Here is a 26,410-nt window from a genome sequence, read left to right as displayed (position 1 = left end):
CTCTCCTGTCAGGCTAAGCCGCTCGCCCGTCAGGCCTGGTTATCAGTTCGGGGAATAATCGAGATATGGCCGTTCACCTCCAGCACCGCATATTTAATCTGATCAAACCGCTCAAGTCCCTGCCCGGATCGCGCCGCCTCCAGCACATCATCAGGACTGATGCCAGTCATCTTCATCCGCTCGGTCAGCAGATTGCCATTCTCTACCAGGATCACCGGGCCGCCATCAATCACCTGCTCCACCACCGGAAAACGGTTTTTCAGTTTGCCCAGCAGGATATCAATCGTCACCAGCGTAATGATAGTCAGCGCCGCACCGGTCACCGAAAAATCGTCACCCAGCAGCGCCTGCTGGGTTGCTTCACTGATGATCAACAGCAGAATCAGATCGAAAGAGGTCATCTGCAGCAGGGTGCGTCTGCCGGCGATTTTGATCACCACCATCAGCACCAGATAGATACCCGCCGCACGTAATACCGTTTCCATAAAGCGCCTCTGTCAGGGATAGATCCATTGATTAAAACGGGCCGGAGGATGATCGCCACTGCTGACGCTGACAGCAATGCGTCCGGGGTTGCGGGGCTGCAGACCCAGCCAGATCGCGTGATCCGGACCAGTATCACGCGATGAAAAGGTCAGCCGCAGATCGCTGCCAAGAGTGATTGCCTCCAGTGGCTGCGGTTGCAGGGTCTGAATCTGCAAATTATCCAGCGCGCCGTTACCAATGATGATGCTGAACCGCTCAGCCGGCGGTGATTTAAGCCGGATACGCATGTCCATATTGCTCTGAACCCGGCCAAAACGTTCATATTCGACCTGAATCGCGCCATCTGGCGATGCGGCGCTGCCGTTACTCAGCAGCCCTTTAGAAAACAATCCGCAGGCCCCCAGAATCACCAGCGCAATCAGGACGTATTCGCCGATGCGCTGAATCAGCCATTCGCGACGTATCCAGCGGATATCTTCTTTTATCGGGTAATCCCGACTGCCTGTGTACTCTTTTTTCACCCTGCGATTACCTCCTCTGTAAGCACCCAGCCTCAACGGCTCGCTGCCTGAAGCATAGCTGACCTGGTCATTTAGCGCGCCGTTCAATCCAGAACGACCAGCTGTGATAGAGCAGCGTCAGCGGCATGGCAATCGCCGCGCCCACCAGCACGAATCTCTGCGTGACCGGCGATGAAGCGCTTTCACTGATGGCGAACTGGTGCGGCACCAGCCACGGATAAAGGCCGCACAGCAAACCGATAAACACGGCCCCGATCAGCATCAGTGCAATAATAAGCTGCAACAGCGGCCTGGCCCGCCAGAGCGCCACCGGCAAAACGATCCATAGCGTGACGATTGCCACGCCAGCTACTTTTCCCAGCGGTCGTTGCCAGCTCTGCTGCCAGATATCGGCGTTAAAATAGAGTTCGGACAGAAAGATGATCAGCGCCAGCAGCCACCATAACCAGCTTTGTGCTTCCGCCAGGGGTTGAACTCTGTCGCCGATTCGCCAGCCGATCCAGCAACAGGCCAGCAGCGAATTGATCGCCATTAATCCCGCTCCGCTCATCAGCGGAACCAGGCTCAGCCCATCGGGCAGACCTGTATGAGGCTGAGCACTGATGATCATGCCCGCGCACCAGCCCTGGATAAACGTCGCCAGCGCCGAACAGCTGGCCATGATGCGGTCCAGCCAGCGGCGTAATCGGGTCGCGCTCTGAGCGCGATACTCGAGCGCCATCGCCCGCATCACCAGTGCCAGTAGCATGGTGAACAGCGGCGCGCTCAACTCACTGAGCAGCAGACTGTAAACCGGTGGAAACAGTGCCAGTAAACCGCCCGCGGCCAGCACCAGCCAGGTTTCATTCGCATCCCAGACCGGCAGAATGCTGTGCGTCATCAGTTCACGCTGTTGATCGTCGTGAAACCAGAAAAACAGCATACCTACGCCCAGATCGGTCCCATCCAGTAACAGGTAGAGCAGCAAAGAGAGACAGATGATCATCGCAGACAAATCGGCCATAGCGACTCCTAATGGGGCGTTTTCAGCTCAATGACCACCGGCTCACCCGAAGGGAGTTCACCTTTAACCCGACGCAGCAGATAGCGTAAGCCGAGGGCGAACACCAGGCCGTAGATCATTAGTACTGCCAGGAAAATGCTCAGTGTGGTACTCAGGGCCAGTGGTGAGACGCTTTGTGCTGTGCGCACCATGCCATAAACCGTCCACGGCTGACGCCCGACTTCAGTCACCACCCAGCCTGACAGCAGTGCGATAAAGCCTGCCGGTGAAAGCCAGGTCAGCCAGCACAGCAAGCGCCCTGACACCGCCAGCCGTCCACGCCAGCGCTGAAGATTCGCAGCCAGGGTGGTCAGCAATATGATCAGCCCCAGCCCCACCATCAGGCGAAAAGCGAAAAAGACCGGTAACACCGGTGGAATCGCATCCGCAGGAAATTCGCTCAGGCTTTTAATATGACCGGAGAGGTTGTGCCGCAGATAGAGCGATCCGAGATCGGGCAGGCTGATCTCCAGATAGTTGCGCTGCGCCTGCTGATCCGGCAGCGCGAACAGTCGCAGGGGTTCGCCCTCGCCCGGTGCAGGAGGATGCCAGCCACCTTCAATCGCAGCCAGTTTGGCGGGCTGATAGTCGCGGGTATTTTCACCGTGCAGATCGCCCAGTACGATCTGCAGTGGAACGGCAAACAACAGAAAGGTCAGCGCGCTGTTGAGCATCAGTCGCGAAGCGGACTCTCCGCTGAAATGACGCAGCCGCCAGGCCGCCACGCCCATGATCATCACTGCTACTGCAATCAGCGACGCCATCACCATATGGCTGAAGCGCCACGGAAAGGAGGGAGCCATTAATATCGACTGCCAGCTTTCGGCCAGAAAAACACCGTTCTGATCGCGTGTGAAACCGACCGGCGTGTGCATCCATGAATTAGCGGCCAGAATCCAGAACGCGCTAAGCAGCGCCCCGAGCGCCACCAGACAGGTCACGGCAAAATGCACGCCTGGCCGGATTTTATTGAAGCCAAACAGCATCACGCCGGTCAGGGCCGACTCAAGGAAAAAGGCGATCAACACCTCATAAAACATCAACGGCCCGATAACGCCACCCACCTGATGAGAGAAGCGCGCCCAGTGGGTTCCGAACTGAAACTCCATCACCACACCCGTGACCGCGCCGATCGCTACCGTCAGGGAAAAAATCGCCAGCCAGAAATGCAGCGCATCACGGGCGGCCTGTTGCTTCCCCCACAGCCAGCGCGCTTCATACCACACCAGAAATGGGGCAAGCCCCAGCGTCAGTGCTGCGAGCGTAATGTGCATGCCCATGGTTAGCGCAAACTGCGTCCGGGCAATCATTAACACCCAGTCGTGATCATTCACAATCGGGCTTTCCCTCCGCGCCACGCGCAGGCAGCGACGGGCAATGTCCTGATGTTAATAAGCGCGGACGGCGAGTTCGTTCGGTCATCAGCCTTTCTCCGGATAAAGATGCGTTGCCACAGATCAGCGCTGCAAAATTTATTTCGCCGGGATGGTCGGGTTATAAGATTGTATTATCAGCGTAGCGAAAAAATAAAAAACCGGCCAGATCAACTGAGCCATGCAATAAATAAGCGGAGCGATGGCAGGCTTATTTTACTTCATAAGTGTCTTATTTTACTGAGAGATAGAATTATTAACGCCTCTTATTCATCGCTACGCTTAAATAGCCGTAAGCGTAGCGACAGAATAAGCCGCAGCGTGCGATTCGGTTAGTTTACAGCCAGCCGGAGCGACGCAGTTTGGCCCATAACCCGCCGCAGGCCAGCAGGGTCAACCCCACCGCCAGCGGATAGCCATACAGCGACTTCAGCTCCGGCATATGTTCGAAGTTCATGCCATACATACTGAAGACCACGGTCGGGATCACCAGGATCGCACCCCAGCCTGCCAGCTTTTTCACCACTTCGTTCTGCTGCACCGTCACCAGCGCCAGATTGACCTGCATGGCGCTGGTCAGCATTTCGCGCATATCTTCCGCGTCGGTGACGACATGGCGGGCGTGATCCTGCACGTCGCGGATGTAGGCGCGCAGCGGGCGCGGGATCAGATCTTCGTGCAGGTGGATCAGCTGATTGCAGATCTCCTCTACGGGCAGCGCCGCATTACGTAGCGACAGCAGATGACGTCGCATGGTGTAGACCGACTGTACCGATTTGCGATCAAATTCGCTGGTAAAGAGATCGTTCTCCATCTGTCCGACTCGTTCATTCAGCGAAGTAGAAAGCTGGGCATAGCGATCCACAATAAAATCGAGCAGGCAGTAGAGCGGATAAGCGGGACCAAACTTCAGCAGCGCCGGGTTTTCAGACGCCCGCTGCCGCACCGGGGCGTAGCTTTCCGATGCGCCGTGACGGATGCTGATCAGAAAGTTTTTTCCGACAAAGAAATGGGATTCGCCCAGTTCGCAGCTGTCATCTTTAGCGCACACCGTTTTCACCACGATAAACAGCGATTCGCCATAGTGTTCGATTTTAGGTCGCTGATGGGCATTGAGCGCATCCTCAACCGCCAGTTCATGAAGGCCGAACTCCTCTTTAATCTTCGCCATAAACTCAGCGTCTGGCTGCCACAGCCCCAGCCAGATAAATGCCTCCGGCTCCTTAATCACTTCACTGATATCATCGACTTCGACCTCTTCGCCCGCGCATCCCGGACGATACACCCTGCTGCTTACGATCATCTTCTGCTTTCCCGTTGTGACAGTACATGCAGCTTAGCCAATCCCGCGCCTGTAACCGGATAAAAACCGTAAGGATTTGCTGCGACGCTGTACGAGCAGCGGATTACCACTTCAGCCCCAGACCGGTAGAGAAAATGCCTTCATTAAGGGTGTCGGGGATGCCACTGACCAGATTACGGTGATAGCCAACATGCAGCGTTGACCAGGAGGTCAGGCTGTAGCGCATCCCGACTTCGGCATCCAGCATAAATACCCCGTCATCATCCAGCGAATGGCCAACATCGCCATTGCTGTAAAGCGTGACCGACTTGCCCAGCAGATAGCGCTGATAGTTCCAGCGCAGCGAGCCGCCAAAGTGGCGCTCTTCCCGGTCATCGCTGTAGCCATACTCAAAGGCACCGCCCAGCACCGAGAGTGAGAACGCGCTGAGTTCGGTGTCCCACAACTGATAACCTGGCCCGGTGCCGATCAGCGCCTGACGTGACAGATTCTCCACCCAGTCGCGCTTGTAGGTGGCGCGGGTCTGCCAGAAGAACTGCTCCCTGACCAGATAGTCAAAGGCGTAGCGCAGACTGTAGTTATCAGTATTGATGTTCTCGTTTTCCTGCTCGCGATTGTAGGTCGCCCCGATATCGTGACGCCATTTTCCCTGATTCAGTTTCGTGTTGAGCGCGAAGCTGTAGTCGTCAGTTTTGGTCGAGGCTTTTTTGACCTTCACGCCCGCATCGATGTTGCCGGTCCAGGCAAGCTGATCGCTGCGGACTTTGGCTTTCATAAACTCATCAATGCGCCGCAACGAGACCTGCTGCTCCTGCTCGTTGCGTTCCACCCAGACATAGCCGGGATCGGATGAGGAGAGCCGCACCTGATAATGTTCGCCGGTCTTTTTGTTTTCGACATTCACCGGATTCTCACTGGCGAGCGTACTGACCGCACTCCAGTCCAGCGTAACGGTACCGGCGTAGTGTGTCTCTATCGCCAGCTTGCCGTCGCTGAGATAACGAATCGTGCCGGTCAGCCGATCGCCATTATTCAGCCAGACGGTATCGGCAGTGGCCTGCTGTGCCCATCCGGCGCCGCAACTGATGACCAGCAGCGGGATAAACGAGGTGGCGCAACGCATAGCTTTCCCTGTAAAGGCGTCGTCTTGCACGGGCGACGCGTCACCGCAAATTCTGACCTGACAATTAAGCCGATTCTGTGACGATATGCAATGCGCCGCCTGGGTCAGGAGAGATCGTGCAGTGCTTTGCCGAGCGGTGGAGTAATAGCGAAGTCCGTAAAACTCATCGCCAGCCCTTCACGTTCCGGCGAGCAGCCCATCACTCCGACAAACCGCCGTGCCTGACCGGGCCACGGGCAGAGCCGTAACAGCGGCCAGCTCACGCCGTCGGTGGAGTACTGAATTCTTAAGGCCGCATTTTCCAGCGTGGCGCGCAGCCAGAACTGGCGCGCATCGCCGGGAAACACACCGGTAGACCAGTCGGAAAACTCGCGCGTCACTACGCTGCCAATCGCGGGCTGGTCATCGTTAAACTCAATGCCTGCTTTAACCCAGTGCGTTTCGTTATCCTGAATAAACAGCCCGGCCTGATCGTAGAGCTGACTGAAATCCGCCCTCACCTGCACCTGAACGGTAAAGTCGTTTTCCACCCAGAAGCCAAAAGCGTGGCCGCTGTGCCGTTCGAAGCCGTACCAGGTACGCTGCCAGAAATCGCTGTTGAGCGCGGTTTCGAACCTCAGCGTTTCGCCATCCAGACTGTGTACAGGCGGCTGATTAATCCAGACGCCACCTTCAGTGGTAATGGAACTGACTGCTGTCATAGGCACTCCTTTGGGTAAGTTAAACCGCCCGCGTTCTGGCCGATCTGCGGCGTGGTGATTGACCTGATTATCATAGCGTTGATTGGTGAACGGGCGGCAGACGATTGCGGCAAATCTGATGATGCCGATGTGGCAGGCAGTGAGGTCAGCAGACCCGTGGCTGCAGATACTCCGGCTCTGTTTGCGGTTTCGCTTATTCCTCTTTTTATTCTCCTGTCATAAATAAATAGCAGCGACCAGGTCCAGCTCACTGAACTATTTCATTTTGTTAATCCCCTGGCGAAAACAGCATTTAACAACCAGGCTTGTTTTGTCTGAGGGCAACTGAACTCATTAAATATAAGGATTAAGCCACCATGGTAGATAAATCAGAGATTTTAGATCACGCGCAGGTTGTTGATGTGAATGGCGAACATGTCGGGGTTGTCGACCACTTCGAAGGCGACGACAAAATTAAGCTGGCGAAAAGCGATCCTGAAGCGGGCGGCAAACACCACATTATTCCATTCAGCTGGGTGAAAGAGGTTGATGATAATAAAGTCATCCTGTCTAAAGCCAAAGCGGATGTTGAAAGTGAGTGGCAGTCTGCATAAAACATTAGCCGTGGCGCCCGCCACGGCTTATTTCATTTATTCTGTTATGTAAATCCTGCGTCCTGCCCTTCCCATTCTTCATCTATTACTGCTTTATATTTCACAATGCTTAAAACGACCTGGCGATAACAGACCTGGACATTGACTGCCCTGATTCCGTCCACCGGGAACCGTCACAGACTGATATTTTCAACCAGCGGTGCGGAATAACAGCCGAATACAGCGTCGATCAGCAGGTAACTTTCGGAACCGGGCAATTCAAAATGCCACCATTCGGTTGCGATGCCGGTAAAGCCGCCGCCAAGCATGATGGCATTGAGCATCAGCCGGTTGCGCTGCGCCTGAACCGCCACAGCAGGATGATAAGGATGGGAGAGCTCACTCATCTCATCGAAGCCGGTGCCCATATCCACGATCCCGCCACGCTCGTCGATAAGCGTAACGTCTACCGCGGTGCCGCGGCTGTGGTTTGATCCGCGCGTCAGCGGCGCAACATAGTCCTGATTCGGGCAGGCATTCCACAGGATCGCCTGCGCTTCGGGTGGCCGGTACGCGTCGAGGATCAGCAGCTTATAGCCCGCAACGTTTGCAATTTCGATGCTTTTTACCAGTGCTTTAGCCGCATCAACGTGCAGCAGACAGCGCGGGTATTTGTAAATCGGCTGGCCGGTCAGGTTATCGGCGGTGGCATATTTAAGATCGATCGCTAACTGAGGAAATGCCTCAGCAATATCTGTCAGATTTTTACTTTCCATGACGCGATGCTCCCTGTTTTTATGCCCGGTGGCGGGTTGTCGTGAACGGAGGTTTTGAAGCGGTCATCATGGCATTGCGGCGGAAGGAAAAAAAGGTGTGACGGTTATCTGCGTCTGGGCGGGGTGTGGAATTTTGTTTACTGGGGATGATTGCTGGTGGCATTTATGGCTTCAGAGATCGGTATGAGCGAGGTAATCATTTCGGTGACGTCAGGAACTACGGCGCTTTATAAAAAAGCGTGGTCAGGTGGAAATCGTTATTTCATTTACGCTAAATATAAATCGACTGTATGTTTTACAACGTCTGAAGTGTTGCAGTTAATTACTTTATTTTGAGATCTACGCCGCAAGTATTAGCATTTAAATTGAGAGCAGCCTCGCTGATTTTCATTGATTTTCATCTGGACTTTATTCGTATTAGTTGATTATATGTACAGGTATTTAGCGCGATACAAAGGTGTTGGAGCACCTCTGTATCGCTAATCACAACCACTATTGAACGAGAATAGAGATCATGACTGATTCAGAGTGTAATGCAGTTGGTTTAAATTCAGAAGCCCCTTCCGTTACCCAGCGCAAATTAACGGTGAGTTACGCCAGCCGGTATCCCAGTTACGCGCGTATTCCGTCGATTATCATGAAAGGCCAGTGGCTGGCTGACGCCGGATTTACCACTGGCACCGAAGTAGAAGTAAAAGTCACGGCGGGCCGTATTGTGCTGACCGTCAAACCACCAGAGCCGGTCGATGAGCAGCTGGTTAACGCGTTAGCGCAGTTGAATAACCTGCCTGCAAGGAAACAGAAGCAGGTTCTGGCTTTGTCGGGTGTGGTTACGGGTCAGATTTAATTTCTGCTGAAGAGATGCCGCTTCTGGTTGGGGAGCGGCAGATTAGTATTGCTGGCAATGATTATCCGCGTTTCTATATTTAAAGGATCTTTTTCCCCGCCAGCGTAGCGCTCCACTGTTTTAATCGCCTTTTATAATGAGAGGACAGATAATCTAAAGATTGGAATGATTTCAGGAGCATTAGTAAATAGTTATAAGCTGGTTGCTATCGGAAAATAAATATTATCTATTTACCCACTATGTTTTTGTAAGAATCGTACTACTATAAAATGAGGGCAAAAATCAGGCAATTAACAATCGACAAAAATCAGCGCTTACATCCTCTGGTGAATTTATATGATTTCCATGCTAAGTTAAGAGGCGTAACAAAATAGACCACAAGGAATGCAAAAGTCAGAACAACAATATATGAAATGGAATCTGAAGCATCTGCATTGAAAATGCCATCCAGTCCAATAAGCATCAAAATAATAAGAGCAATAACTCCGCCCCAGAAGCGTTTACTTAGATCAATCACGAGGCTCTGAAGTGTATCTTTTTTCGACTCATCTTTTTTTATAATACTTTTGAGTTTACCGATCTCTTTAGCAGAGAAGCCATTATTAAAGAGTTCTTTCTCAAATTCGTTCATCTGATTCATCCTGAATGACGTTGTTATACGTGCGAAATATAGCACAGTGAACCCAGCCCATGCTAACCCCCCTCTTTACATGGGCGGCACCGGTACCGCCCGATGATATTGTCTGCACTGCTGTCATTGCTGTGGTGTAACCCGTTAATCCCGCGTTGGCTGCCCCTCCTTAAGTGCTCTATCGATGCGCCTGTTGCATCTGACGAATAAGCGGCCAGCAATACAGCTGCTGAAAGCCGGTTGATGTGGCCAACGCAGCTCTGGCTGTACCCTGATGAGATACGATCCAGAGGTAAGAGAAAGATGTGATGCACATCACAAGGTAAGCGAAGTGCTGAAAAAGTTATTAACTTATTACTCTCTTGCAAAATCAGGCATCTTTCTCAGACTTAAGAGTCAACCTTAGCTAAGGAGGAAACATGAGTGACGAATTCAAAAAGTGCATCGAAGCCTGCTATCTCTGCGCAGCAGCTTGTGATAACTGTGCCGCATCATGCCTGGCTGAAGAAGAGCTTGAAATGATGCGTGAATGCATCAGGATGGACATGCAATGCGCCAACATATGCCGCCTGGCCGCTCAGTTCATGACCTTAAAAAGTGAGTTTGCCAAAGAACTTTGCCGCGTTTGCGCTGATGTCTGTCAGAAATGCGGAGATGAATGTGGTAAGCACGAACATGACCATTGTCAGGAATGCTCAAAAGCCTGCCATCTCTGTGCAGAGCAATGCCGAAAGATGGCAGCATAAACTTTATCAACATAAAAAACCCGCTTCGGCGGGTTTTTTATTGGCAATCGGAAATATAAAAACAGCGTAACGGCGAGGTGACAGATTGCAACGCTAAAATTATCTCGGGGACACGGAAGAGACATTCGATATGTACATTCACGGTTATCGGTGGCGTTGACCGCGATAATCGTTACTTCATCGGGTCTGACTGAGTGATAAATGATGCGTACCAGGCGGCTGGTCCGGCTTAAGCAATCATCCCGGATGGACACGATGCATGTATAAGTCCACACTAACTGGCGGGATTAAGCCCAGGTTATGATCTGATTTCAATGGCTAGCCAGGGTCACAACAGCCGGTTAATTAAACAGAAAAACCAGCGCGAGATGAAGCAGCGTGGATATAACAATTAACCCTCGTCACTCTCTTCAGATAAGGTTAAAAATGAAAACAATTACAATCGCAGCGACCACTTTATTACTCACAGCCTGTGTACCCCATAATGACAGACAACATGCTGTAGGCATGGCTAACCCAGCCTCTGTGTATTGTGAAAAGATGGGCGGCAAGCTGGACATAGTTAAGGGCCCGGATGGTGAATCAGGTTACTGTACTCTGCCAGGCGGGGAGCGCATCGAGGAGTGGGCACTGTACAGAAGGGATAACCAGTAGACTCGCTGGTCGGAAGGGATATCAGGGCAGCTATCAAGGAGCCGTAAGAATGGGACGTGGCTTTATAAAAGGAGGATTACCAGCATACGGCCGCATTGATGTTCCTGATTTCACAACGTGTGTAGTGCGATGAAAATACTGATATTTATTATAATCTTCTCCGCAACCTGGTTTCTCATACCTGAAGGCATCATCAGATCTCTGGTAGAAGGCCACATTAGCGGTGATGGTGAAGGCGCTATGGATAGTTTCGAATTCACAGTGATTGCACTTAAGGCGGTGCTTTCTGTTCTGCTGGCCTTTATCGGTGTCTGGCTATATCGCAAAGTTAACCAACCATAACGAAGCGACATTCAGGAAGCTGTTCATCGACGGTATCCAGACGTACCTCAAGGGGCTGAACCCGCGGTGGCATATGGTGCCGTTTAGAGGGGAGCAGAGCAGAACGGGATTGCACACCAGGTGAGTGTGACTTTCAATAGATGTTAATAGACATCCGAATAAATTAACCTGGCTGAACGCCTTGATATTCGCGGAATGAGTAGACTTTAAGAAGCTTCAGAAGGGAGAATTTGGTACCCCTAAAGGATTCAAACCTTCTGACCAGTCTACTGTTCTATATGTGATTTTTTATTTCAATTTGTGATCTGCCTCCAAAAATGCCCCCTTAGAAAACGACCACTCTCAAGGCTGAGGTTCATCACTGCATGATTATGTGGGCGTAAATGACTCTGAACATAGTAAATGTTAAAAAAATTCTTAATTTACCTCACAAATAGAAAATGTATAATACTTAATCATTTGACTGAAAGGGAATGATTTTGAATGAAAGGAATCGACAAAAAACTTATCATCTTCACTACAAAAAAAAGATTCAATGACAGAAATGCTGATGACATGCAAAGTGGCGACATGGATGCTGATATACTGAAAAAGCATTATCATCTCGGGCAAGTATCAACTTTCATCGACTGGACTACTTTTCGTCCCTCCTATCAGCATCCTGCTGCTAATTCTATACAGCCAGTTAGTAGAGAAAAAGCCATTGCGATGTTATATGATGAGCTACGATCTCAGTCCTATGCCTTTTCTTTCCGAGGACCATACCAGGGCTTGATTATAAATCTTTTCAATCACATGCAACGTAGTAATGGAAATGGTTTTCAGCATCCGTTTATGAATAATGCCTAAAGAAATCTCATTTTGAGTGATAACTCTATCGATAGCACATTATCCATAATTAAAAAAACTATCGAGCAATTTGATTTTAATAAGTCACAATTGACGAAAGAACATTTTTCAAATGTGTTATCTAAAAGTCGTCTACCAAAATACACAAGATGGAAAGATTTCGTCAATGGAATGGGCATTACCGTCCATGACATAAACAGCACAGAAATTTCTATAGAAAGCCTGACTTTCCAGGACAATAACTATACTGCGACTATCAAATACAGAGCACAAGACCATTTTGGCTTAGATAAAGAAGATATCTTAAAAGCTAAATTCAACTCAATTACTTTCTTTAGAATATGGTTCGTTCTACAGAGGGCTAAGCATCTGGCTCAAAAGCCATTTTTCACAAATTTCGAAGCAACTATAACATTGACAGGAGAAAACAATGTTTAAATTCAAAAGGATTGGAGCAGTTCTGATTTTGTTAATATCAGTATATTGCATATGGATTGCTGTAAGACCAGCAAAAATAGTCAGAGTTGATAATGGTGCAGTTTTTGTAGAACATTTACCGATGACTACAGAAGGAAAACTAAAATGGTGGTTAGAAAACAAAGATTTGCTTCAGAATAAATATCATATTATCAATACCCCAGATAACTTCACTGTTATCATCATGAACTTCGATGGTTATGAAAAGTTACCAACAGGAACCAGAGATGGTTCAATTGATGACTATACCTGCTTTGATGATACTAATGGCGAGCATAAGAAATGTGTATATAACAGCATAGCATTAGTTATAAGAGGGAGCGTTGATAGAAAAGCATTTATAAATATAGGCGATAAAACATATATACAGAGTTATGATGGCAGAGTAACATTAAAATAAAAAAGATATTTCTTACCAAATCGCTTCAAAATTTAAATAGTCTGAGCAGATAAGTCAGACTATTTAAAAATTACTTTGGCTAAATCCTTTTTTAATAACCACATCATCTTCTTTAACAAGAAAAGAATTTATTTTGCTTTTCTGTTCTTCAATCATTTTTTTTGAATTATGTTTATAATCTTATTAGCATCAATATCAGATGCTAAGGCTGGAAAAAACCGTCAGTCAGCACTATTGTGTTCAACAGGTTCGGTTAATTCAGAACATTCAACTATGGTCACGATATTTAAGCAATCCTGAGAGGCGTAATGCTCTCTAAACATAATATAAATAATATCTTCAGCAGTATACATTCTATAGCTTTCAGTGATTTTATTTTGTTCTGATAAATTTATTAAATCATCATGCACTTTGTTAAGAAACTCTTTTGCCTCAGCAAATGATATTTATTCATCTTTCATTTCATCTTTATTCATAAAACCCTCCATTTTTATTTATAATTCCTTAACGCAACTCTATTCTTTGTCAATATAATTCACATAAAATCTAATGGAGATTTTTGGAAGCACTAATTGTCAGAGTGAATTATGTCTTCACGAATCGCCGTGTAAGCAAGTCCCAGCACATGGGAAAAGACACTCTTAACAGGGCCATAGCAAAGCTTTGCGGTATTGAGCCTGGCAGGAAGAAGCAACCGCCCAATGTTATGGGTGATATTGAATATTTTACCGTTCATGATCTGCTAAGAACGAGCAGGAGCTTACTATGCCACTACACCCGCTTCTCTTTACCAGCTATACGGTATTTGAGTCTCCAGCTTTTGGCTCCGTTTGGAAATATTTCAAGATACATACCACCACAATCGGAAAGTTTGTATGACTTTTCCTTTGGCTTCGCAGAGTCGATTTGTCGGGCTGTTAGCTTCATTTGGGGCATCGTTTCCGTTGAACCTGTCGATGCCCCCTATCCTGCCCCCAATCGGAACAAGTACGCAATAGGTCACCCTGGACCAAACTGGACCACAGAGAAGTGTTATATTCTGTTTTTAAAGGAAAAAGTAGACCAGAGAGGATGTTAACAGAAGAAAATTTGGTACGCCCTACAGGATTCGAACCTGTGACCTACGGCTTAGAAGATAGTAGGTCATCATTTAACACACTGATTTAAGGCCATAAATCCATGCTCGCGCAAAGTGATGTGTCGTACTGTGTCGTTAAGTGCACTTCTCAGAAATCTATCTGCGTTATGTGGCGACACAATTACGACACACCATTTCATTCGTTCTAGTCACACGACAAGGCTCGGGCCTTCCCCATCAAATAATCGGCCGGAGCGGTTCATAAACGGACACGACCTCAGCCGTTACTTTCCCCAGCACGATAATCCCTTCCATGCCCTCTCCGTCGATCGTCTCTCCGTCTGAGGTGATAATCCCGGTACTGAATAATTTTCCCACCTGCGGGAACTCGCCTATCTGGAATGCGATCTTATCGCCCGGAACGGGCTTGAGTGACTTGTCCGCCAGCACGAACCCATCTGGCGTCTCAATCAGGATCATGTTGTTGCGGTGAGGCATCAGTACATCGTTAAGATCGATGCGCCGCTCGATGTAATCGGACGCTGGTGATGGAAATCCCATAATTACCTCACGTATCCCATGTTGCGTAACGACCAGGTCTTATTCTCGCTTTCCTCTGTGACCAGCTCGAAGAAGAAGTTCTGGTAGTACCGTATCCACCGATTGCACTCTGCCAGCGTCCAGACGTGATTCAGGTCATCCAGCCGCTTCTGGAACGCCGCAGTGGTGACAATCTGCCGCCCCCTGCCGTCCTTCGTTATCGCTCCAGTGAACGCCGCGTGTATGTCACTCTCTCTAGCCATAATTAATCCTCCTCTGATAAATACTGTATGGATAAACAGTAATATCGATCGGTAGATTTGATCAAGGCGGAGCGGTGAACAGATTTGTAAAGGGTCTGATGGGAAAGGAGATTTCAATCTGGCGGTTAAGGCAGGGTGTGTCTAACCTCAAATTACCCACCCCGCAGCCTGCTCAGAGAGGCGCGGCAAAGTCATTGCCCGGTCGCCTGGCTTTTTTCTTACTGCTGAGCACCCATTCAAGAACTCCCATGCTTTAATATGGAATGAGTCCAGTATTCTGCCTATAATCGGCGGCCTCAAGGTAATCATCTGATTAAGGCTAAATGCCCTACATGAATGGATAAGGCAATGTCAATGGATGTTGAAGGAATTCGCACTGTCAAGGCTTACCGTAGCGATATTGATGGCCTGCGCGCAATTGCAGTGATTTCAGTGATGCTTTTTCATTTATCTGTCTGGCCATTTACAGGCGGATTTGTAGGAGTTGATGTTTTCTTTGTGATTAGTGGCTATCTGATTGCGGGTGGCATATTAAATGAGAAAGATAATAAGAATTTTATTTTAGTAAATTTCTACATTAGAAGGATAAGAAGGCTATTCCCAGCCTTAGCATCTACACTGCTTTTAACCTATCTTATTGCATTTCTAATATTTTCACCGCAAGACTTTGAGAAGATGTCCGCATCAACTTTTGCTGCTGTTTTTGGAGCCTCGAATATATATTTTTGGTCCAGCTCAAACTACTTCGACTTAACTTCAATACAAAAACCGCTCTTGCACACATGGTCTTTAAGTGTTGAGTTTCAATTTTATATATTCTTCCCGGCACTTTTAATCATCTTATACAAACTTAAAACTAATTTCTTCTATTTATGCTTTACACTTATATCGACAGCTGGATTCGCTTTATCATTGATAGCTATAAATAAGGATTCAAGTGGCGCTTACTACCTTACCCAGTATAGATTTTATGAATTTATGATAGGTGCTGTGGTATTTATTTTTAGGAGAGGTAAATTTCTTTCAAGTTCTAAGGTAGTTAATGATTTTCTTTTCGTTATAGGGCTTGTGCTTATTGGTTACGGAATTTTTGGGTTCTCTACAAAAACCTCCTTTCCCGGCGTTAGCGCTTTGATTCCTGTAATAGGGTCAGCTCTTTTCATCCTGACTGGAGACCGTTCCAAGCTATCAGGTTTTGCAAGCACTCGGCCAATAAAATACATCGGAGAAATCAGTTACTCTCTTTATTTAATTCACTGGCCTTTGATAGTTTTCTTAAGCTATATTTTAGCTAGAGATCTCACCACCTGTGAAAAAACAACATTGTTTTTTAGCTGCTTTATCCTTGCATCTCTTATGCATAGATTTATCGAAGTTCCTTTTCGTCAAGTTAACAGTAATCAGAAAAGATTTCTGTCATCCTGCTGTGCCTTGTCATTGTCCATAGCGATTGTTTCCAGCCTTAGTTGGTTAAACAATGGGTGGCTATGGAGGCTTCCAGAGAATATACGGAGTCTGAATATAGTCGACACTAAGGCTGGTGAAGAATATATATGGCAAAAGCACAATGAAATGTCAATTAAGCAATCATTCTCACATAATGGTAAAAAGAGATTGATTATTATAGGTGATTCACAATCCGCTGATATTGTTAATATGATGAATGAGTCTGGGGATCTCAACAACTATGACATTTTGGTGAAGACTGTTTTTACTCAATGCGGAACCATATATGTTCCAAACGAAATCAGGGATGAATATTTTTTGAATGAGAACATTGGAACAATAAGCAGGAAGGATTTAATTTCTGATTGCAAAAAACAGATGGACTCTGTCATGAAAACTGCAGATCTCGCTGAGGCAGACATGATCTTTATATCCATGAGATGGCAGCCGGAAAATGTTTATCTATTGCGAACAGCAATTAAATCCTTGCAAGCAAAGACCAGTGCAAATGTTTATGTTTTTGGCAATAAAGTGCTGGCAAGAAGCAGCCTTGGATTCATCGATTTTCACAGAAGCGTTGATGGTGTGGAGAATTACGCCTCTAAATTTAGAAGCGCCAGATACGAAAAAGCCAATGATTTAATTATGAAAATACCATCCATAAATTACATTGATATGATGAGCCTTATTTGCCCTTCATCTGATTATTGCAGTGTTGTCACGTCCGACCTTAAGCCAGTATTCCTTGATCCTTCACACCTTACTAAAGATGGCGCTAGATATCTTTCTCAGAGGTTTTTGAAGCTTTCATTTTAATGTAAAAAGAGTCTTAGCCGTTCTTATAAACTGGAAACGGCTAACACTCATCTCTAGTTAGTAATCTTAAATGGAGTTACGCAAGTCAATTATATGAGGGATAAGGACAAGGTAGTAAATACATCTAAGATTCAAAGCTAATGGGAAGGCTGATACCTCCCCTATTTTTCTACTCTGGCTTAGTTGGCCATGAGATTTCACCAGAGGTGTTGGCCGAAACCCTGCTTAAAAGGACTCGGTATTTTTTCCACAGAGGTAATAGCTTTGCCTCATCATCAGTAGCCATTTCCAAATCGACCGCATCCTGAAGGATTGCTATTCTCTGAGTCGCTTCAGACATGAGTTGGTCTTTATACGAAAGATTGCTGGAAACTGCTGTTTCCTCCTGCCCTGAAATCTCTTCTTCAGTCAGAGGAGGAGCCGCAAATTCCCCATCAGCGTAGGTATAACCGGTGCTGACCGCGTACCCGTCTTTAATCTCTACCGCCGTCACGCCCTTACCAAAATCCATAGGCGACGCTGTAGGGCCATCCCATACAATGGTATTGATGACTTTACCATCTTCGATTAACGCATAATTAGTCATGTTACCACTCCACAATCAGTAAGCCTGCCGAACCAACGCCGCCCGCCTTTCCTGCGCCAGATGTGTCGATGTTGTTTGCGCCACCGCCGCCGCCGCCAGAACCATATCCGTACGAGTCGCCGCCTGCTGAGGTGGATGCACCAGCACAAATACCGCCCGAACCACCACCACCATATGCAGTCGAGCCGCCTGCCCCCGCGATCCCATAACCACCGCTGGTTGTTGGGATAACAGTGGATGCTGTGCCGCCTGATGGATAGCCTGTACCACCTACACCGCCAGCTGATGTCGATGTGCTATAAGTTCCGCCGTTGCCGCCAACCCCAGCAGCTAAGCTCAGAAGGCTGCCAAAGCTGGTAATGCCGCCTGTGCCACCTGCGCCTGCTGCTGATGCAGTTGATGCTGTGCCAGATGTTCCACCTGCGCCAACGGATACTGCTATGACTTGCCCTGGAGTGACCGTAACGGGAACCCTGACCGCTGATTGTCCAGCGCCACCACCACCACCGCCGGTAGCTGCTGATGATGTACTGTTGCGGGAGCTTCCGCCGCCGCCGCCGCCGCCGCCTGCGCAACCAGACAGATAAACGGTAGTTACTCCCAGTGGGACCGTAAAAGATCCAGTACTTGTATACTTGGCGAATCTGATTGGAACTTGGTCTAATGTAATGTTTGTTCCATCACCAATTACTCTCTGGGTTTGACCGGCCGCCAAAGTTACTCCGGTGCCGCTCGGTGTCTTAACGGTCACACTGAAGCTTCCGGTTGTGCCATTGACTACCGTCCAGCTTTTCTTCCAGGCAGGAATTACAATATTGATATTCGCGCTGAGAGCACCGGCGAGCGTAATTCTTTCTTTTGATGCCTGCAGTGTTGTCAATGTGACACTTGAGCCTGAAAGGCCAGTGATGGCTGTGGATCCGTAATTGTCAGAAGGGACCCATCCTGTAGTTGCTGAACCATTCACTTCCGGATTGCTGGTATTGCCATCCACCGTATTAAGCCAATAACCATCCAGTGACGAGTTAGGAATGCGAGATCCTTTAGGGTATCCGCTTACGGCAGTATTGAAATCTGCGTTAAATGGATAACCTGCACCTGACTGAGCCCACCTAATCGCAGCTGTAATGTCATTCAGCACCCCGTTGAAATCGGTACCGAAAGGCGGCACACCACCAGCAGCCAAAGGTGTTCTGGTTAAAGGAGGGAATCCATCTGTATACGACGCCCGGCCTGCTGTGATACCAACCTGAGAGTCGTTAGGGATTGTCTGTTTTGAGCCAGAATCGGCGAACGGTATTGGCAATAATTTAGGCTGCGAGCTGTTCTGCATTTTGTATTCCTGAGTCAGGGAAGAAAGTGCCGCTATCAAATGGCTGCATTTCAGCCTCGGCAAATCCAAAGGCGTTGTTGAAATCGAGTGACATAATGCTGACGCTGACGCCTGCAGGTTTGGCGATCGCATTTGAGTTGAGCAGGATGGCCCACTCAACCGGCGTCAGGTTGAAGCCAAATACGTAGCTCATGGACATCACACCGGTAATGGCTACGAACGTGTCGCCTTGGTCGCCAAACAGGTAGTACAGGGCTTTGTTCAGCGATGGGATAGAGCAATCAGTGATGTTCGCCATCGCCTTTGCAAGTATCAGCTTTCGGTAGCCGTCATCAGCCAGCCTGACCGTAGATGTCAGCTGCACGCCCTCAAAGAAAGGTGCTTCATCAAAGGGTTTAGGTGATTCGTCACTGGCACTGATAAATGCTTCGTCAAAGCCGAAATACGTCGCTGACTCCCTGACGTTGAGCAGTCGTGACACGCCAACTATCTTTCCCCACACATCCAGTCCGTACCCGGTAGCAGTCGAAACGTCCCAGATGGCCGTCAGGAATTCTTCGGTGAATTCCGACATATCCATGGAGGTGTTGAATGTTTCAATCAGGCTTCGGAGATTGGGGCTGGCGGCGTACTGTGTGAGGATCGTGTTTTTCACGTTCTTCATACAAGGCTCACAGAGATGTCACTGGCATCGAGAGAAGGTATCTGGTCAACGCCATATTCAACTGACGATGCGTAGTTCACGCCATCCAGGCTGACGGTTACCGACAGGACATTGACTGAAGCCGTGTCGATGTTATTCAGCACCGAGTAATAGCCACCGGCAAATACCTTGGACGCGATGCGCGCTTTCGGCACCAGATCACTATTGCCATTGAAGGCGCGGATGATTGCTGACTTAACCTGATCCACAATGTCCGATGGAAGCGATTGTGAATCTTCCAGCTGAACATTGAATCGGGTTCTGGCTTGCGCCGGGGTGTTCCACGTCATCGTGTATTTTGGGTTGATGTTCGTGCCGCGTGAGGTGTCGGTCACCACCGCAGACGTATTGCCCACCATTCCGCAACCAGCTTGATTCTTCAGGTAAATAGCCTGGGCGATATCCTGTGCATTTCCTCCATACACGGCGATGTAAACGCTGTGAGCAGGTACGGGATAATTGGTTGAGCCGATGTTGACCGTTGCGCCGGAGTGATTAGACCAGACATATGCATCCACCACGCCATCCACATCAAGCACGGCGGCATAGATAGACTCTGGCGTACCCTTCGCGTTGAGCGCTACAGATTGCTTGCGCCTGTACTCGAAGTTAGCGCGCGTCTCAACATCGTTACCGGGAACGCCTGCAGCTGCATTGTCAATGCCTGACCAGCCAGTCACCGCCCGATAGATGGTGTTCAGTGACCCTGCCGGGCATGGGATAGCGCCACTGGCCTGGTTCTGGAATACGATGTCGATCGCACCTGATGCCGGAATGGTCGCTTCAGCTAGCGAGGTGTAGATGTAGCCTGCTTCGTCCTGCGCGGTGCTGCCGGACGGAATCACCGTACCCACCAGACCTGTAGCCGTGGCAGTCACAGTGGTTCCCTGCGCGGCTATGCGGTCGATGAAGTAAATGCGCCCGATAGCGTCCTGAAAGCGGCCCGCTGCATAGTCCGGATTGATACCGTTCACTATAGAAAGCATCTGGTCGTTTTTATCAGCGATGATGGCTGTCTCGCTCATGGCGATCTGCCCCTGCGGCGTGGTCAGGCTCTTGCTCATCCCGCCGCCCAGCGCGCTGTCTAAATCACTCAGTCGACCGTCTAAAATATCCTTCTCATCCGGCACTGACAGGCCGATGTCGGAAAACGTGGCCGCCGGCACCGATGTAGTAACGATTACTGTGTCTGCCATTTTGGCCTCAGAAATTGATGGTGCTCTTGTCGTAGTTGGTGTCGGTAATTGTCATGACGCCGGATGCGATGCGGTTCTGTTTGCCGATTACAGTCGTGCAGGTTGCGGTCTGAACGTAGTCGAGCTTCAGCGCCTCTGACTGCATCTTGGTGTTGATAAGCTGAGTGCCGGGCCAGTGGCCCAGAATGCGCTGGTAATAAGGGATGCCGAGTGACGTGTCATACCATGCCTCACCGAGGAATGTCTTACACGCGCACGCTACATCCTGTGCAACCGCATAGGGGTTTGGGGTTGTCGCAAGGTTGCCGGATCCATCAAGTGTCAGGTCCCAAGCGTCGGTATTTAGCTGGAGGGATTTAGTTATCATGCTTTCTCCGGGCGTAAAAAAACCCGCCGGAGCGGGTCATTGTGATGTCAGCTTTCCGGCTCGAAGTAGCCGCTGATAGCTTGGTATGTATTTTGACGGTTCCGTCATACAGTCGTGCATGAATTCAGGGTCTGACTGACCGGCACCTGAGTGAGCGAATCTGTCTGCAATATCTTTATTCCTGCGCAGAGAGCTTATAATTCCGTCCGCTTCGTCATTCCCGATCATAAGCTCACTGGCTACCTGATAGGTTGACTGCCGCCACTGGCCGTCGTCTTTGTCAAAGGCTGCAAGTGATGCGACAGAATAGAGGCGTGGCACAGCGCTGCATGCAGTAATTACAGCTGATGTATCTAATTGCTGCGCGCTAACAGCGCCTGACAGACCGAGCAGAACAAGGGCGATTAATTTCATAGTTCCTCCATGGGGCTGTATGAATTCTAACCCTACATGTCCGCAATTGAATGCAATTTATTGCGGCTTGCCAGTATTTCCACTGCCGGTCTGTACACCAGTGTGAACATGGTCAGAAAGCTTAATGCCCTTGCCGGTAACTTCACCCTGTGCGGTGATATTTCCTTTGAAATTGAAGTCACCCGCATAGCTTCCTGAGCCCTGATTAACGGGGCCATTCAGCACTATGCTGGATGAGTTAAGGGTGACGCTTGTTGCGGCGTTTATTTCGACTGTAGGGGCCGTCATGCTCACCACCAGAGGTGAAACGATATCAATGCCGTCATCAGCGAAACGGACATACTGTACCGGCAACGCGTTCAGCATTCCGCCCAGATAGACACCGTCAGCCTCATTGTGCGTGCGTGATGACCCTGGCATATCCTCTTTCTTTGTCTCGCGCACACGGCTGGTATCACGGTCACATGAGAGCATAAGGCCAATATCACCAACGACCGGATCCATAATCAAAGCGCTGCTGCCGCGTTGAAGTCGCCAGACGGGAATGTTAAACACCTGGCTGTTTTCTATCGGCGTTCCTTCGCCGGTGAATCCCAATACCAGCGGGGTGACGTTTACCAGCGGCGGCTCTTCATCGGAGATGAATTTGACTTTTTCCACCCGGACTATCTGGATGAAGGAGTTTTTATTGAGCATTGCGCGGAACATAAACGCCTGAGCGTTGGAGTCGTGGTTAATATCTTCCGGCCTGACAGCCATTCTCTTTTCTGTCATTGCGTAATAACTCCAAGGTCAGTACTGGCGGCGTAAACTACCGTGCACCACGGGCCGCCTTCCATCCAGGTTGAAAGATGATGGTTGGCAGATATGACGGTATATTCGCCGCTGGCGTTTGGAAGTTCTGTGTCGAGCGTGACTTTCCTGCCAAGGCAGAACAGGTTGCTGAATGTCGAGGTGAAGTTAATGCCGTAGCCGCTCATGACCGGATAGCCGATTAGCCCGTTATCTTTGGAGACGTAAGGTCTTACATCATCTACCCTGCCACCCTGCGGCCAAATGTAAATCACACCAAGCCTGAAATCTGAATTTATGCCTGCGGCGCTGCATATCTGCCGGATCTGACTTATCGGGTCGCCACGGAAATATACTCCGGACAATTTCGCTTTTACGCCGCTGTTAACCACCGTGTAGCTGATTGTTTTAGCGATCGACTGGATTGCAGTAGCCACGTCAACCGCACCTTCTGCCGAAAATGGTGATGCAGTGATGGTCTGCTCAAATCCGGTTGCAAAGGCGCTGATGATTAGCGGGGCATCAGGCATCTGATTCATGTCCGCGAAGCAGTTGGTGATTGAGCCCAGAAATATCGGGGTGTCATCCGCCCACACTTTGATCATGTTCTGCTTAATGCTGCTTAACTGGCGGCCTTTGTAACTCAACAGGGCCATGTTAGCCATGCTCAAGCCGAACACCCGGGAATTCATTTCTGAACCAGCCACGCCGCCATACGCGCCCATCTCGACTTCCGCCTTTATGTTATCGATGGTCAGGATGTCATTACCCTTTTCATCGAATGCGCCATCTTTGAGCGTGAACTGAAACTTGAGACTGCGTTTTTTATAGGTCATGCTGCGGCGCTCATTTCGTCAGGCGTGGCATAAAAGAGAATGAACCGTTCACCTAGGCCTTCATAGTTCGGGTCATCGCTGCCTTTTGTGTCAGCAAAGAACAGCTCACCCTGAAAGCCCAGATAGGGGTAGCGCACAAGCCGGTTACCATTCAGGCAAATCACGCCCTGCGCAATCCATACATCACCTAGGCCAATATCTACATATAGACCGGTTGAGCGCTGGGCAATGCGCAGAGTGACGGACTGCTCACCCAGCTTAACGGTAAGCTCCTGAGCCTTTATTGGCTGCAATGTAATCGTCTGCATCAGGTAAGCGCCTTAACTAGGTCTGTGACCGATAATGAAAGTTTATTGATAGATGAGGTAGCCGCGCCGTTAATCGATGCTGTGGTGGTCTGAGTGAGGTTATTTACGGTGGATGAAACTTTATCCGCCACTTGGGTTGCTGCGCTCGAAACGGAGTTTTTCAGGCCAGTGAGCGCTGACGACACGCCGCTCTGTGTTGCCTCTGTGGTAGACGAGTTCACCTTTTCCGTCACCGCGCTGGGTGCCAGGCTGGCTCCATTAGCGGTTGTAGTGCTCTGCGCAGTAGTGCTGGTCAGTGTGACCTCTGCAGACTCCAGAACCGACTGGAATATCGCCTCAACAGTCAGCAAGGTGACATCACGGTCAGACGTGCGGTAGTTGTAGCGCACCAAATCGTACTTCTCGTAAGTGGTGTCAGGCGTTTCGATGTCATACGTCATCGTGTCTTCAACCATCGCATCCAGCGCTGCAAGCATATCGGCACGGCTGGTGAGGCTGAAGTTTGTGAGGTTAGGCAGAGACCCGGTTAACCCGGACCAGCCCTCCAGCACAAACAGCACCCTGATTACCGGCGGCCGCTTCACCTTGTTATAGGAGTTGTACGACCCTGCCTCGATCGGTGCGGAGACAACAGAAGCATCAGCACCATACTCCACGCCGAGAAAGGACGAAGGCGACAGCGCCTTGCCCGTACCGTTGTTGAAGTAGATGCCATAGCCGGGGCCGATAATGCTGTTGATGACTGAGAAGATGCCGCCACCCTGCACAGCATTGAGCAACGTGGTTTCATTCAGAGAGAAGTTCATAATCAGCCCTGCCCTGACATAGAAGGAACCAGCAGGCTGTTGCGGCTGACGTTACGCTGCAGATCCTGACCGAGTGCATTAACAGACGTAGCATTGCTCTGCACGCTCATTTCACCAATGTGAATCTCGGTTTTGTTGCTGGGTTGCTGGACAGTTACTGGCGCATGCAGGCTGGCAGAACTGACTGCGCCAGTCTGGATTCCTGCAGTGTTAGGCATGGTTTGTCCATGAGATTTATTGCTCTTGAGCAAGTCATCAACCATTCGCATTGCATCTAAAGCAGATGGAATTTTTGGATCGGATTGTTCATTAACTCTGCGATTATCGAGGCCAGCCATCCTAGCTTCAGGTAATGGAATTCCAGCACCATTGGCTATCTGCTCGTCGCTTACATAGCCTTTCCCATTCTCATGGTTGATGATGCCGCGGATCAGCTTGAATACCGTCTCACCATCTTCACCTGACAGCTTCTCATCAGCCTGCTTGCCGGTGGCGCTTACCAGTTGGCGGATGTAGGACTCAACATTATTACCATCACCTGCAGGAGCATACTTTTTAACAACATCCTCAATGGTGTTAATGCCACGACTAAAATACAGTTGAATCTGTCTGTATAAGGCCGCCACGCCTGCTTCCATGCTTTCGAAAACAGCAAACCGGCCATTTTCTCCGCCCTCTTTTGTTGCGCCCGCCTGTCCAGCAAAGTTCAGGTTGCCGGGATTGTTGTTGCGGATGCCGCGTGGCTTAGTGCCGTAGGCATCATACTTGTTATCCGCATCACCGGTTTTACTGATAGAGTCCCACCATGCATATGACTTTTTGAGCCAGGCGTCAGCCTTGCCCATGATCCCATCTGTACTGCCAGTATTGTTGTTCATCTTATCAACAAGGTACTGGCCGGTACTCTTCCCTTCTTTTTTTGCCTCGTCTTCGTTTGACTTCAGCTTGTCCCATGCGCTTACTGCTGCGATAGCCGCCAACAGTGGGCCAAATCCACCCCGCACCTTTGAGATGCCAGACAGCATTTTCAAAGCCCAACTACCGGCTACGAATGCAGCCAGAATCTCCAGGGCGTTCTGCCAGCCGCCAACAGCGTCAACAACCTGGTTGATTTCATTGGATGTGTCGGAAAAGAACTTCTGAATCTCAGGGCCATGATCTGTTATCCAGATTCCCACCTTTTCAATCAGCGGGATCAGCTTTTCTACGTATGGAATCAGAGCCTCATAAAGCACCTGAGACGCTGCAGAGAAGTTCTGTTTCATCTCCGCCAATCGGCGGTTAAACTCCTGAGCTTTACGAGTCGCATCCTCGGTGGCGCGGGACATCTTCGCGAAACGGTCAGCATCGGTAACGAGGTTGCCGTTGGTCAGCGCCTGCTGAGTCTGATTATCAAAGTTGAACATTCCACCAAAGCGGCGCTGTGCATCTTTGCTGAGCTTTCCCCAGTTATCCGCAATTTTGCGCATAACCTCTTCGGAGTTGTCGTTCTGGTAATCGAAGTTGGCACCGGTTGCGCCGGCAAAGGACGACAAAGCAGCGAAGAGAGGGTTATCCTGACCACCACCCGTTCTGATTTGAGTCAGTACGTTCTGAAAACCAGTCAGTGTGCCGGTAATCTTCTCAGCGCTCGAACCGGCCGCCTCTGCCGCCCTCTGCCAGCCATCCAGTGATTTGGCCGACATATCCAGAGACTGAGAGTTAACCGCAAGCTGCTGCAGGTTATCGGTCATGCCGGTGATGAAGTTTTTGAAACCCTGAACGGACAGCGTTACGCCAACCAGAGCCAGCAGTTCAGTCCGGATTGATCCAAAGAAAGAGGCCGCTCTTTTACCTGCGGCCTCCATGTCTTTAGCAACCTGCTCCGACTGCTTTCTGGTGTCGTCGAGACCGCCTTTTACTTCCTTTTGGCCTTTATTAAACCCGCTCGCGTCGAGGCCCAGCGTGACAACAAGCGCATCGATAATAGTTGCCATCAGTTAGACTCCTGCGATTTATTGACCACCATCCGGTTATAGTTGTCGACCGTAATGATTTCGAGCCACCACCATAAATCCTCAACGCCAAGCGTCGTGCTCAACTC

29 protein-coding genes and 2 pseudogenes are annotated in these 26,410 nt (G+C 49.4%); 8 read left to right on the top strand and 23 right to left on the bottom strand.

All coding sequences use genetic code 11. The features are described from left to right. Window positions 1-29 precede the first annotated feature (29 nt). The 7 genes from AC0T7J_RS07630 to AC0T7J_RS07600 form a co-directional block, all read right to left on the bottom strand. The gene (locus AC0T7J_RS07630) at window positions 30-485 is read right to left on the bottom strand and encodes a DUF421 domain-containing protein (protein WP_473793275.1); all 456 of its coding nucleotides are present in this window, start codon (window positions 483-485) and stop codon (window positions 30-32) included. 12 nt (window positions 486-497) lie between these two features. Continuing rightward, on the bottom strand, window positions 498-1,007 hold the full coding sequence (locus AC0T7J_RS07625) for a hypothetical protein (protein ID WP_473793273.1): 510 nt from the start codon (window positions 1,005-1,007) through the stop codon (window positions 498-500). 67 nt (window positions 1,008-1,074) lie between these two features. Next, on the bottom strand, window positions 1,075-2,010 hold the full coding sequence (locus AC0T7J_RS07620) for a cytochrome d ubiquinol oxidase subunit II (protein WP_473793271.1): 936 nt from the start codon (window positions 2,008-2,010) through the stop codon (window positions 1,075-1,077). Between the two features lie 8 nt (window positions 2,011-2,018). Continuing rightward, window positions 2,019-3,383, bottom strand: coding sequence for a cytochrome ubiquinol oxidase subunit I (locus AC0T7J_RS07615; RefSeq protein WP_473793269.1), 1,365 nt, complete (start codon window positions 3,381-3,383; stop codon window positions 2,019-2,021). A gap of 376 nt (window positions 3,384-3,759) precedes the next feature. Further along, window positions 3,760-4,725: a magnesium and cobalt transport protein CorA gene (locus AC0T7J_RS07610; RefSeq protein WP_473793268.1), complete on the bottom strand. Its 966-nt coding sequence runs from the start codon at window positions 4,723-4,725 to the stop codon at window positions 3,760-3,762. 103 nt (window positions 4,726-4,828) lie between these two features. Then, window positions 4,829-5,848: a DUF481 domain-containing protein gene (locus AC0T7J_RS07605; RefSeq protein ID WP_473793266.1), complete on the bottom strand. Its 1,020-nt coding sequence runs from the start codon at window positions 5,846-5,848 to the stop codon at window positions 4,829-4,831. A gap of 104 nt (window positions 5,849-5,952) precedes the next feature. Beyond that, window positions 5,953-6,549, bottom strand: coding sequence for a DUF1349 domain-containing protein (locus tag AC0T7J_RS07600; RefSeq protein WP_050499089.1), 597 nt, complete (start codon window positions 6,547-6,549; stop codon window positions 5,953-5,955). A gap of 356 nt (window positions 6,550-6,905) precedes the next feature. Between AC0T7J_RS07600 and AC0T7J_RS07595 the strand changes: the two genes are divergently transcribed. Next, the gene (locus AC0T7J_RS07595) at window positions 6,906-7,142 is read left to right on the top strand and encodes a DUF2171 domain-containing protein (protein WP_090963114.1); all 237 of its coding nucleotides are present in this window, start codon (window positions 6,906-6,908) and stop codon (window positions 7,140-7,142) included. A 173-nt stretch (window positions 7,143-7,315) separates the two neighbouring features. Here the strand turns inward: AC0T7J_RS07595 and ddpX are convergent, their stop codons facing one another. Then, the gene (gene ddpX / locus AC0T7J_RS07590) at window positions 7,316-7,897 is read right to left on the bottom strand and encodes a D-alanyl-D-alanine dipeptidase (protein WP_473793264.1); all 582 of its coding nucleotides are present in this window, start codon (window positions 7,895-7,897) and stop codon (window positions 7,316-7,318) included. Between the two features lie 514 nt (window positions 7,898-8,411). On the opposite strand from ddpX, the gene AC0T7J_RS07585 reads away from it, so the two are divergent. Beyond that, window positions 8,412-8,744: a SymE family type I addiction module toxin gene (locus AC0T7J_RS07585; RefSeq protein WP_473793262.1), complete on the top strand. Its 333-nt coding sequence runs from the start codon at window positions 8,412-8,414 to the stop codon at window positions 8,742-8,744. A 307-nt stretch (window positions 8,745-9,051) separates the two neighbouring features. Here AC0T7J_RS07585 and AC0T7J_RS07580 read toward each other — a convergent pair whose 3' ends face one another. Next, complete coding sequence (locus tag AC0T7J_RS07580) at window positions 9,052-9,375, bottom strand: hypothetical protein (protein WP_473793260.1); 324 nt, start codon at window positions 9,373-9,375, stop codon at window positions 9,052-9,054. 419 nt (window positions 9,376-9,794) lie between these two features. On the opposite strand from AC0T7J_RS07580, the gene AC0T7J_RS07575 reads away from it, so the two are divergent. The 5 genes and pseudogenes from AC0T7J_RS07575 to AC0T7J_RS07555 all read left to right on the top strand — a co-directional run bounded on the left by AC0T7J_RS07575 (window position 9,795) and on the right by AC0T7J_RS07555 (window position 12,843). Then, complete coding sequence (locus AC0T7J_RS07575) at window positions 9,795-10,121, top strand: four-helix bundle copper-binding protein (RefSeq protein ID WP_473793258.1); 327 nt, start codon at window positions 9,795-9,797, stop codon at window positions 10,119-10,121. A gap of 426 nt (window positions 10,122-10,547) precedes the next feature. After that, entirely contained in the window at window positions 10,548-10,775 is a 228-nt protein-coding gene (locus tag AC0T7J_RS07570) for a putative hemolysin (protein ID WP_346441199.1), read from the top strand. Window positions 10,776-10,904: 129 nt separating this feature from the next. Further along, on the top strand, window positions 10,905-11,117 hold the full coding sequence (locus AC0T7J_RS07565; protein WP_473793256.1) for a hypothetical protein: 213 nt from the start codon (window positions 10,905-10,907) through the stop codon (window positions 11,115-11,117). 483 nt (window positions 11,118-11,600) lie between these two features. Next, window positions 11,601-12,404 (top strand): annotated as a pseudogene (locus tag AC0T7J_RS07560) (DUF3289 family protein). Then, on the top strand, window positions 12,397-12,843 hold the full coding sequence (locus AC0T7J_RS07555; protein ID WP_473793254.1) for a DUF943 family protein: 447 nt from the start codon (window positions 12,397-12,399) through the stop codon (window positions 12,841-12,843). Before AC0T7J_RS07560 ends, AC0T7J_RS07555 begins: the two are co-directional and overlap by 8 nt. A gap of 774 nt (window positions 12,844-13,617) precedes the next feature. Here the strand turns inward: AC0T7J_RS07555 and AC0T7J_RS07550 are convergent. The 3 genes and pseudogenes from AC0T7J_RS07550 to AC0T7J_RS07540 all read right to left on the bottom strand — a co-directional run. After that, window positions 13,618-13,770 (bottom strand): annotated as a pseudogene (locus tag AC0T7J_RS07550) (Arm DNA-binding domain-containing protein); the annotation flags it as partial. A 388-nt stretch (window positions 13,771-14,158) separates the two neighbouring features. Continuing rightward, on the bottom strand, window positions 14,159-14,482 hold the full coding sequence (locus AC0T7J_RS07545) for a S24/S26 family peptidase (protein WP_473793252.1): 324 nt from the start codon (window positions 14,480-14,482) through the stop codon (window positions 14,159-14,161). Window positions 14,483-14,484: 2 nt separating this feature from the next. Then, the gene (locus AC0T7J_RS07540) at window positions 14,485-14,724 is read right to left on the bottom strand and encodes a hypothetical protein (RefSeq protein WP_143990317.1); all 240 of its coding nucleotides are present in this window, start codon (window positions 14,722-14,724) and stop codon (window positions 14,485-14,487) included. 348 nt (window positions 14,725-15,072) lie between these two features. Between AC0T7J_RS07540 and AC0T7J_RS07535 the strand changes: the two genes are divergently transcribed. Beyond that, entirely contained in the window at window positions 15,073-16,986 is a 1,914-nt protein-coding gene (locus tag AC0T7J_RS07535) for an acyltransferase family protein (protein WP_473793251.1), read from the top strand. A gap of 169 nt (window positions 16,987-17,155) precedes the next feature. Here AC0T7J_RS07535 and AC0T7J_RS07530 read toward each other — a convergent pair whose 3' ends face one another. From AC0T7J_RS07530 to AC0T7J_RS07480, 11 genes are all read right to left on the bottom strand, one after another. Next, window positions 17,156-17,572, bottom strand: coding sequence for a tail fiber assembly protein (locus AC0T7J_RS07530; protein WP_336747906.1), 417 nt, complete (start codon window positions 17,570-17,572; stop codon window positions 17,156-17,158). A gap of 1 nt (window position 17,573) precedes the next feature. Then, a complete protein-coding gene (locus tag AC0T7J_RS07525; protein WP_473793248.1) occupies window positions 17,574-18,905 on the bottom strand; it encodes a glycine-rich domain-containing protein in 1,332 nt (443 codons plus the stop codon). Continuing rightward, window positions 18,883-19,569 (bottom strand): DUF2612 domain-containing protein, encoded by a 687-nt coding sequence (locus tag AC0T7J_RS07520; RefSeq protein WP_473793247.1) that lies wholly within the window; start codon window positions 19,567-19,569, stop codon window positions 18,883-18,885. Before AC0T7J_RS07520 ends, AC0T7J_RS07525 begins: the two co-directional genes overlap by 23 nt. Then, window positions 19,566-20,804: a baseplate J/gp47 family protein gene (locus AC0T7J_RS07515; RefSeq protein WP_473793245.1), complete on the bottom strand. Its 1,239-nt coding sequence runs from the start codon at window positions 20,802-20,804 to the stop codon at window positions 19,566-19,568. Before AC0T7J_RS07515 ends, AC0T7J_RS07520 begins: the two co-directional genes overlap by 4 nt. 7 nt (window positions 20,805-20,811) lie before the next feature. Next, entirely contained in the window at window positions 20,812-21,171 is a 360-nt protein-coding gene (locus tag AC0T7J_RS07510) for a contractile injection system sheath initiator (protein WP_473793243.1), read from the bottom strand. Between the two features lie 36 nt (window positions 21,172-21,207). After that, window positions 21,208-21,585, bottom strand: a complete 378-nt coding sequence (locus AC0T7J_RS07505; protein ID WP_473793241.1) for a hypothetical protein — start codon at window positions 21,583-21,585, stop codon at window positions 21,208-21,210. A gap of 57 nt (window positions 21,586-21,642) precedes the next feature. Next, window positions 21,643-22,281 (bottom strand): oxidoreductase, encoded by a 639-nt coding sequence (locus tag AC0T7J_RS07500; RefSeq protein WP_473793239.1) that lies wholly within the window; start codon window positions 22,279-22,281, stop codon window positions 21,643-21,645. Between the two features lie 74 nt (window positions 22,282-22,355). Further along, window positions 22,356-23,213 (bottom strand): hypothetical protein, encoded by an 858-nt coding sequence (locus AC0T7J_RS07495; RefSeq protein ID WP_473793237.1) that lies wholly within the window; start codon window positions 23,211-23,213, stop codon window positions 22,356-22,358. Further along, window positions 23,210-23,521, bottom strand: a complete 312-nt coding sequence (locus tag AC0T7J_RS07490; RefSeq protein ID WP_473793235.1) for a phage baseplate plug family protein — start codon at window positions 23,519-23,521, stop codon at window positions 23,210-23,212. The genes AC0T7J_RS07495 and AC0T7J_RS07490 overlap by 4 nt, the downstream gene beginning before the upstream one ends. Next, window positions 23,521-24,327, bottom strand: a complete 807-nt coding sequence (locus AC0T7J_RS07485) for a hypothetical protein (protein WP_473793234.1) — start codon at window positions 24,325-24,327, stop codon at window positions 23,521-23,523. Before AC0T7J_RS07485 ends, AC0T7J_RS07490 begins: the two co-directional genes overlap by 1 nt. A gap of 2 nt (window positions 24,328-24,329) precedes the next feature. Continuing rightward, entirely contained in the window at window positions 24,330-26,303 is a 1,974-nt protein-coding gene (locus AC0T7J_RS07480; RefSeq protein ID WP_473793233.1) for a hypothetical protein, read from the bottom strand. Window positions 26,304-26,410 lie beyond the last annotated feature (107 nt).

It is taken from the genome of Pantoea sp. E956-1, assembly GCF_982223955.1.
Note: the sequence above shows the minus strand (reverse complement) of the source record. Positions and strands in the feature narration are given on the sequence as shown.

What these genes read in the sequence shown, in the direction of transcription:
- AC0T7J_RS07585 (WP_473793262.1), top strand. Translation starts at nt 8,412, where the DNA reads ATGACTGATTCAGAGTGTAATGCAGTTGGTTTAAATTCAGAAGCCCCT.
- AC0T7J_RS07510 (WP_473793243.1), bottom strand. Translation starts at nt 21,171, where the DNA reads ATGATAACTAAATCCCTCCAGCTAAATACCGACGCTTGGGACCTGACA.
- ddpX (WP_473793264.1), bottom strand. Translation starts at nt 7,897, where the DNA reads ATGGAAAGTAAAAATCTGACAGATATTGCTGAGGCATTTCCTCAGTTA.
- AC0T7J_RS07490 (WP_473793235.1), bottom strand. Translation starts at nt 23,521, where the DNA reads ATGCAGACGATTACATTGCAGCCAATAAAGGCTCAGGAGCTTACCGTT.
- AC0T7J_RS07595 (WP_090963114.1), top strand. Translation starts at nt 6,906, where the DNA reads ATGGTAGATAAATCAGAGATTTTAGATCACGCGCAGGTTGTTGATGTG.
- AC0T7J_RS07535 (WP_473793251.1), top strand. Translation starts at nt 15,073, where the DNA reads ATGTCAATGGATGTTGAAGGAATTCGCACTGTCAAGGCTTACCGTAGC.
- AC0T7J_RS07530 (WP_336747906.1), bottom strand. Translation starts at nt 17,572, where the DNA reads ATGACTAATTATGCGTTAATCGAAGATGGTAAAGTCATCAATACCATT.
- AC0T7J_RS07505 (WP_473793241.1), bottom strand. Translation starts at nt 21,585, where the DNA reads ATGAAATTAATCGCCCTTGTTCTGCTCGGTCTGTCAGGCGCTGTTAGC.
- AC0T7J_RS07545 (WP_473793252.1), bottom strand. Translation starts at nt 14,482, where the DNA reads ATGGGATTTCCATCACCAGCGTCCGATTACATCGAGCGGCGCATCGAT.
- AC0T7J_RS07570 (WP_346441199.1), top strand. Translation starts at nt 10,548, where the DNA reads ATGAAAACAATTACAATCGCAGCGACCACTTTATTACTCACAGCCTGT.
- AC0T7J_RS07555 (WP_473793254.1), top strand. Translation starts at nt 12,397, where the DNA reads ATGTTTAAATTCAAAAGGATTGGAGCAGTTCTGATTTTGTTAATATCA.
- AC0T7J_RS07630 (WP_473793275.1), bottom strand. Translation starts at nt 485, where the DNA reads ATGGAAACGGTATTACGTGCGGCGGGTATCTATCTGGTGCTGATGGTG.
- AC0T7J_RS07610 (WP_473793268.1), bottom strand. Translation starts at nt 4,725, where the DNA reads ATGATCGTAAGCAGCAGGGTGTATCGTCCGGGATGCGCGGGCGAAGAG.
- AC0T7J_RS07495 (WP_473793237.1), bottom strand. Translation starts at nt 23,213, where the DNA reads ATGACCTATAAAAAACGCAGTCTCAAGTTTCAGTTCACGCTCAAAGAT.
- AC0T7J_RS07565 (WP_473793256.1), top strand. Translation starts at nt 10,905, where the DNA reads ATGAAAATACTGATATTTATTATAATCTTCTCCGCAACCTGGTTTCTC.
- AC0T7J_RS07605 (WP_473793266.1), bottom strand. Translation starts at nt 5,848, where the DNA reads ATGCGTTGCGCCACCTCGTTTATCCCGCTGCTGGTCATCAGTTGCGGC.
- AC0T7J_RS07620 (WP_473793271.1), bottom strand. Translation starts at nt 2,010, where the DNA reads ATGGCCGATTTGTCTGCGATGATCATCTGTCTCTCTTTGCTGCTCTAC.
- AC0T7J_RS07485 (WP_473793234.1), bottom strand. Translation starts at nt 24,327, where the DNA reads ATGAACTTCTCTCTGAATGAAACCACGTTGCTCAATGCTGTGCAGGGT.
- AC0T7J_RS07575 (WP_473793258.1), top strand. Translation starts at nt 9,795, where the DNA reads ATGAGTGACGAATTCAAAAAGTGCATCGAAGCCTGCTATCTCTGCGCA.
- AC0T7J_RS07515 (WP_473793245.1), bottom strand. Translation starts at nt 20,804, where the DNA reads ATGGCAGACACAGTAATCGTTACTACATCGGTGCCGGCGGCCACGTTT.
- AC0T7J_RS07540 (WP_143990317.1), bottom strand. Translation starts at nt 14,724, where the DNA reads ATGGCTAGAGAGAGTGACATACACGCGGCGTTCACTGGAGCGATAACG.
- AC0T7J_RS07600 (WP_050499089.1), bottom strand. Translation starts at nt 6,549, where the DNA reads ATGACAGCAGTCAGTTCCATTACCACTGAAGGTGGCGTCTGGATTAAT.
- AC0T7J_RS07480 (WP_473793233.1), bottom strand. Translation starts at nt 26,303, where the DNA reads ATGGCAACTATTATCGATGCGCTTGTTGTCACGCTGGGCCTCGACGCG.
- AC0T7J_RS07525 (WP_473793248.1), bottom strand. Translation starts at nt 18,905, where the DNA reads ATGCAGAACAGCTCGCAGCCTAAATTATTGCCAATACCGTTCGCCGAT.
- AC0T7J_RS07580 (WP_473793260.1), bottom strand. Translation starts at nt 9,375, where the DNA reads ATGAACGAATTTGAGAAAGAACTCTTTAATAATGGCTTCTCTGCTAAA.
- AC0T7J_RS07500 (WP_473793239.1), bottom strand. Translation starts at nt 22,281, where the DNA reads ATGCTCAATAAAAACTCCTTCATCCAGATAGTCCGGGTGGAAAAAGTC.
- AC0T7J_RS07520 (WP_473793247.1), bottom strand. Translation starts at nt 19,569, where the DNA reads ATGAAGAACGTGAAAAACACGATCCTCACACAGTACGCCGCCAGCCCC.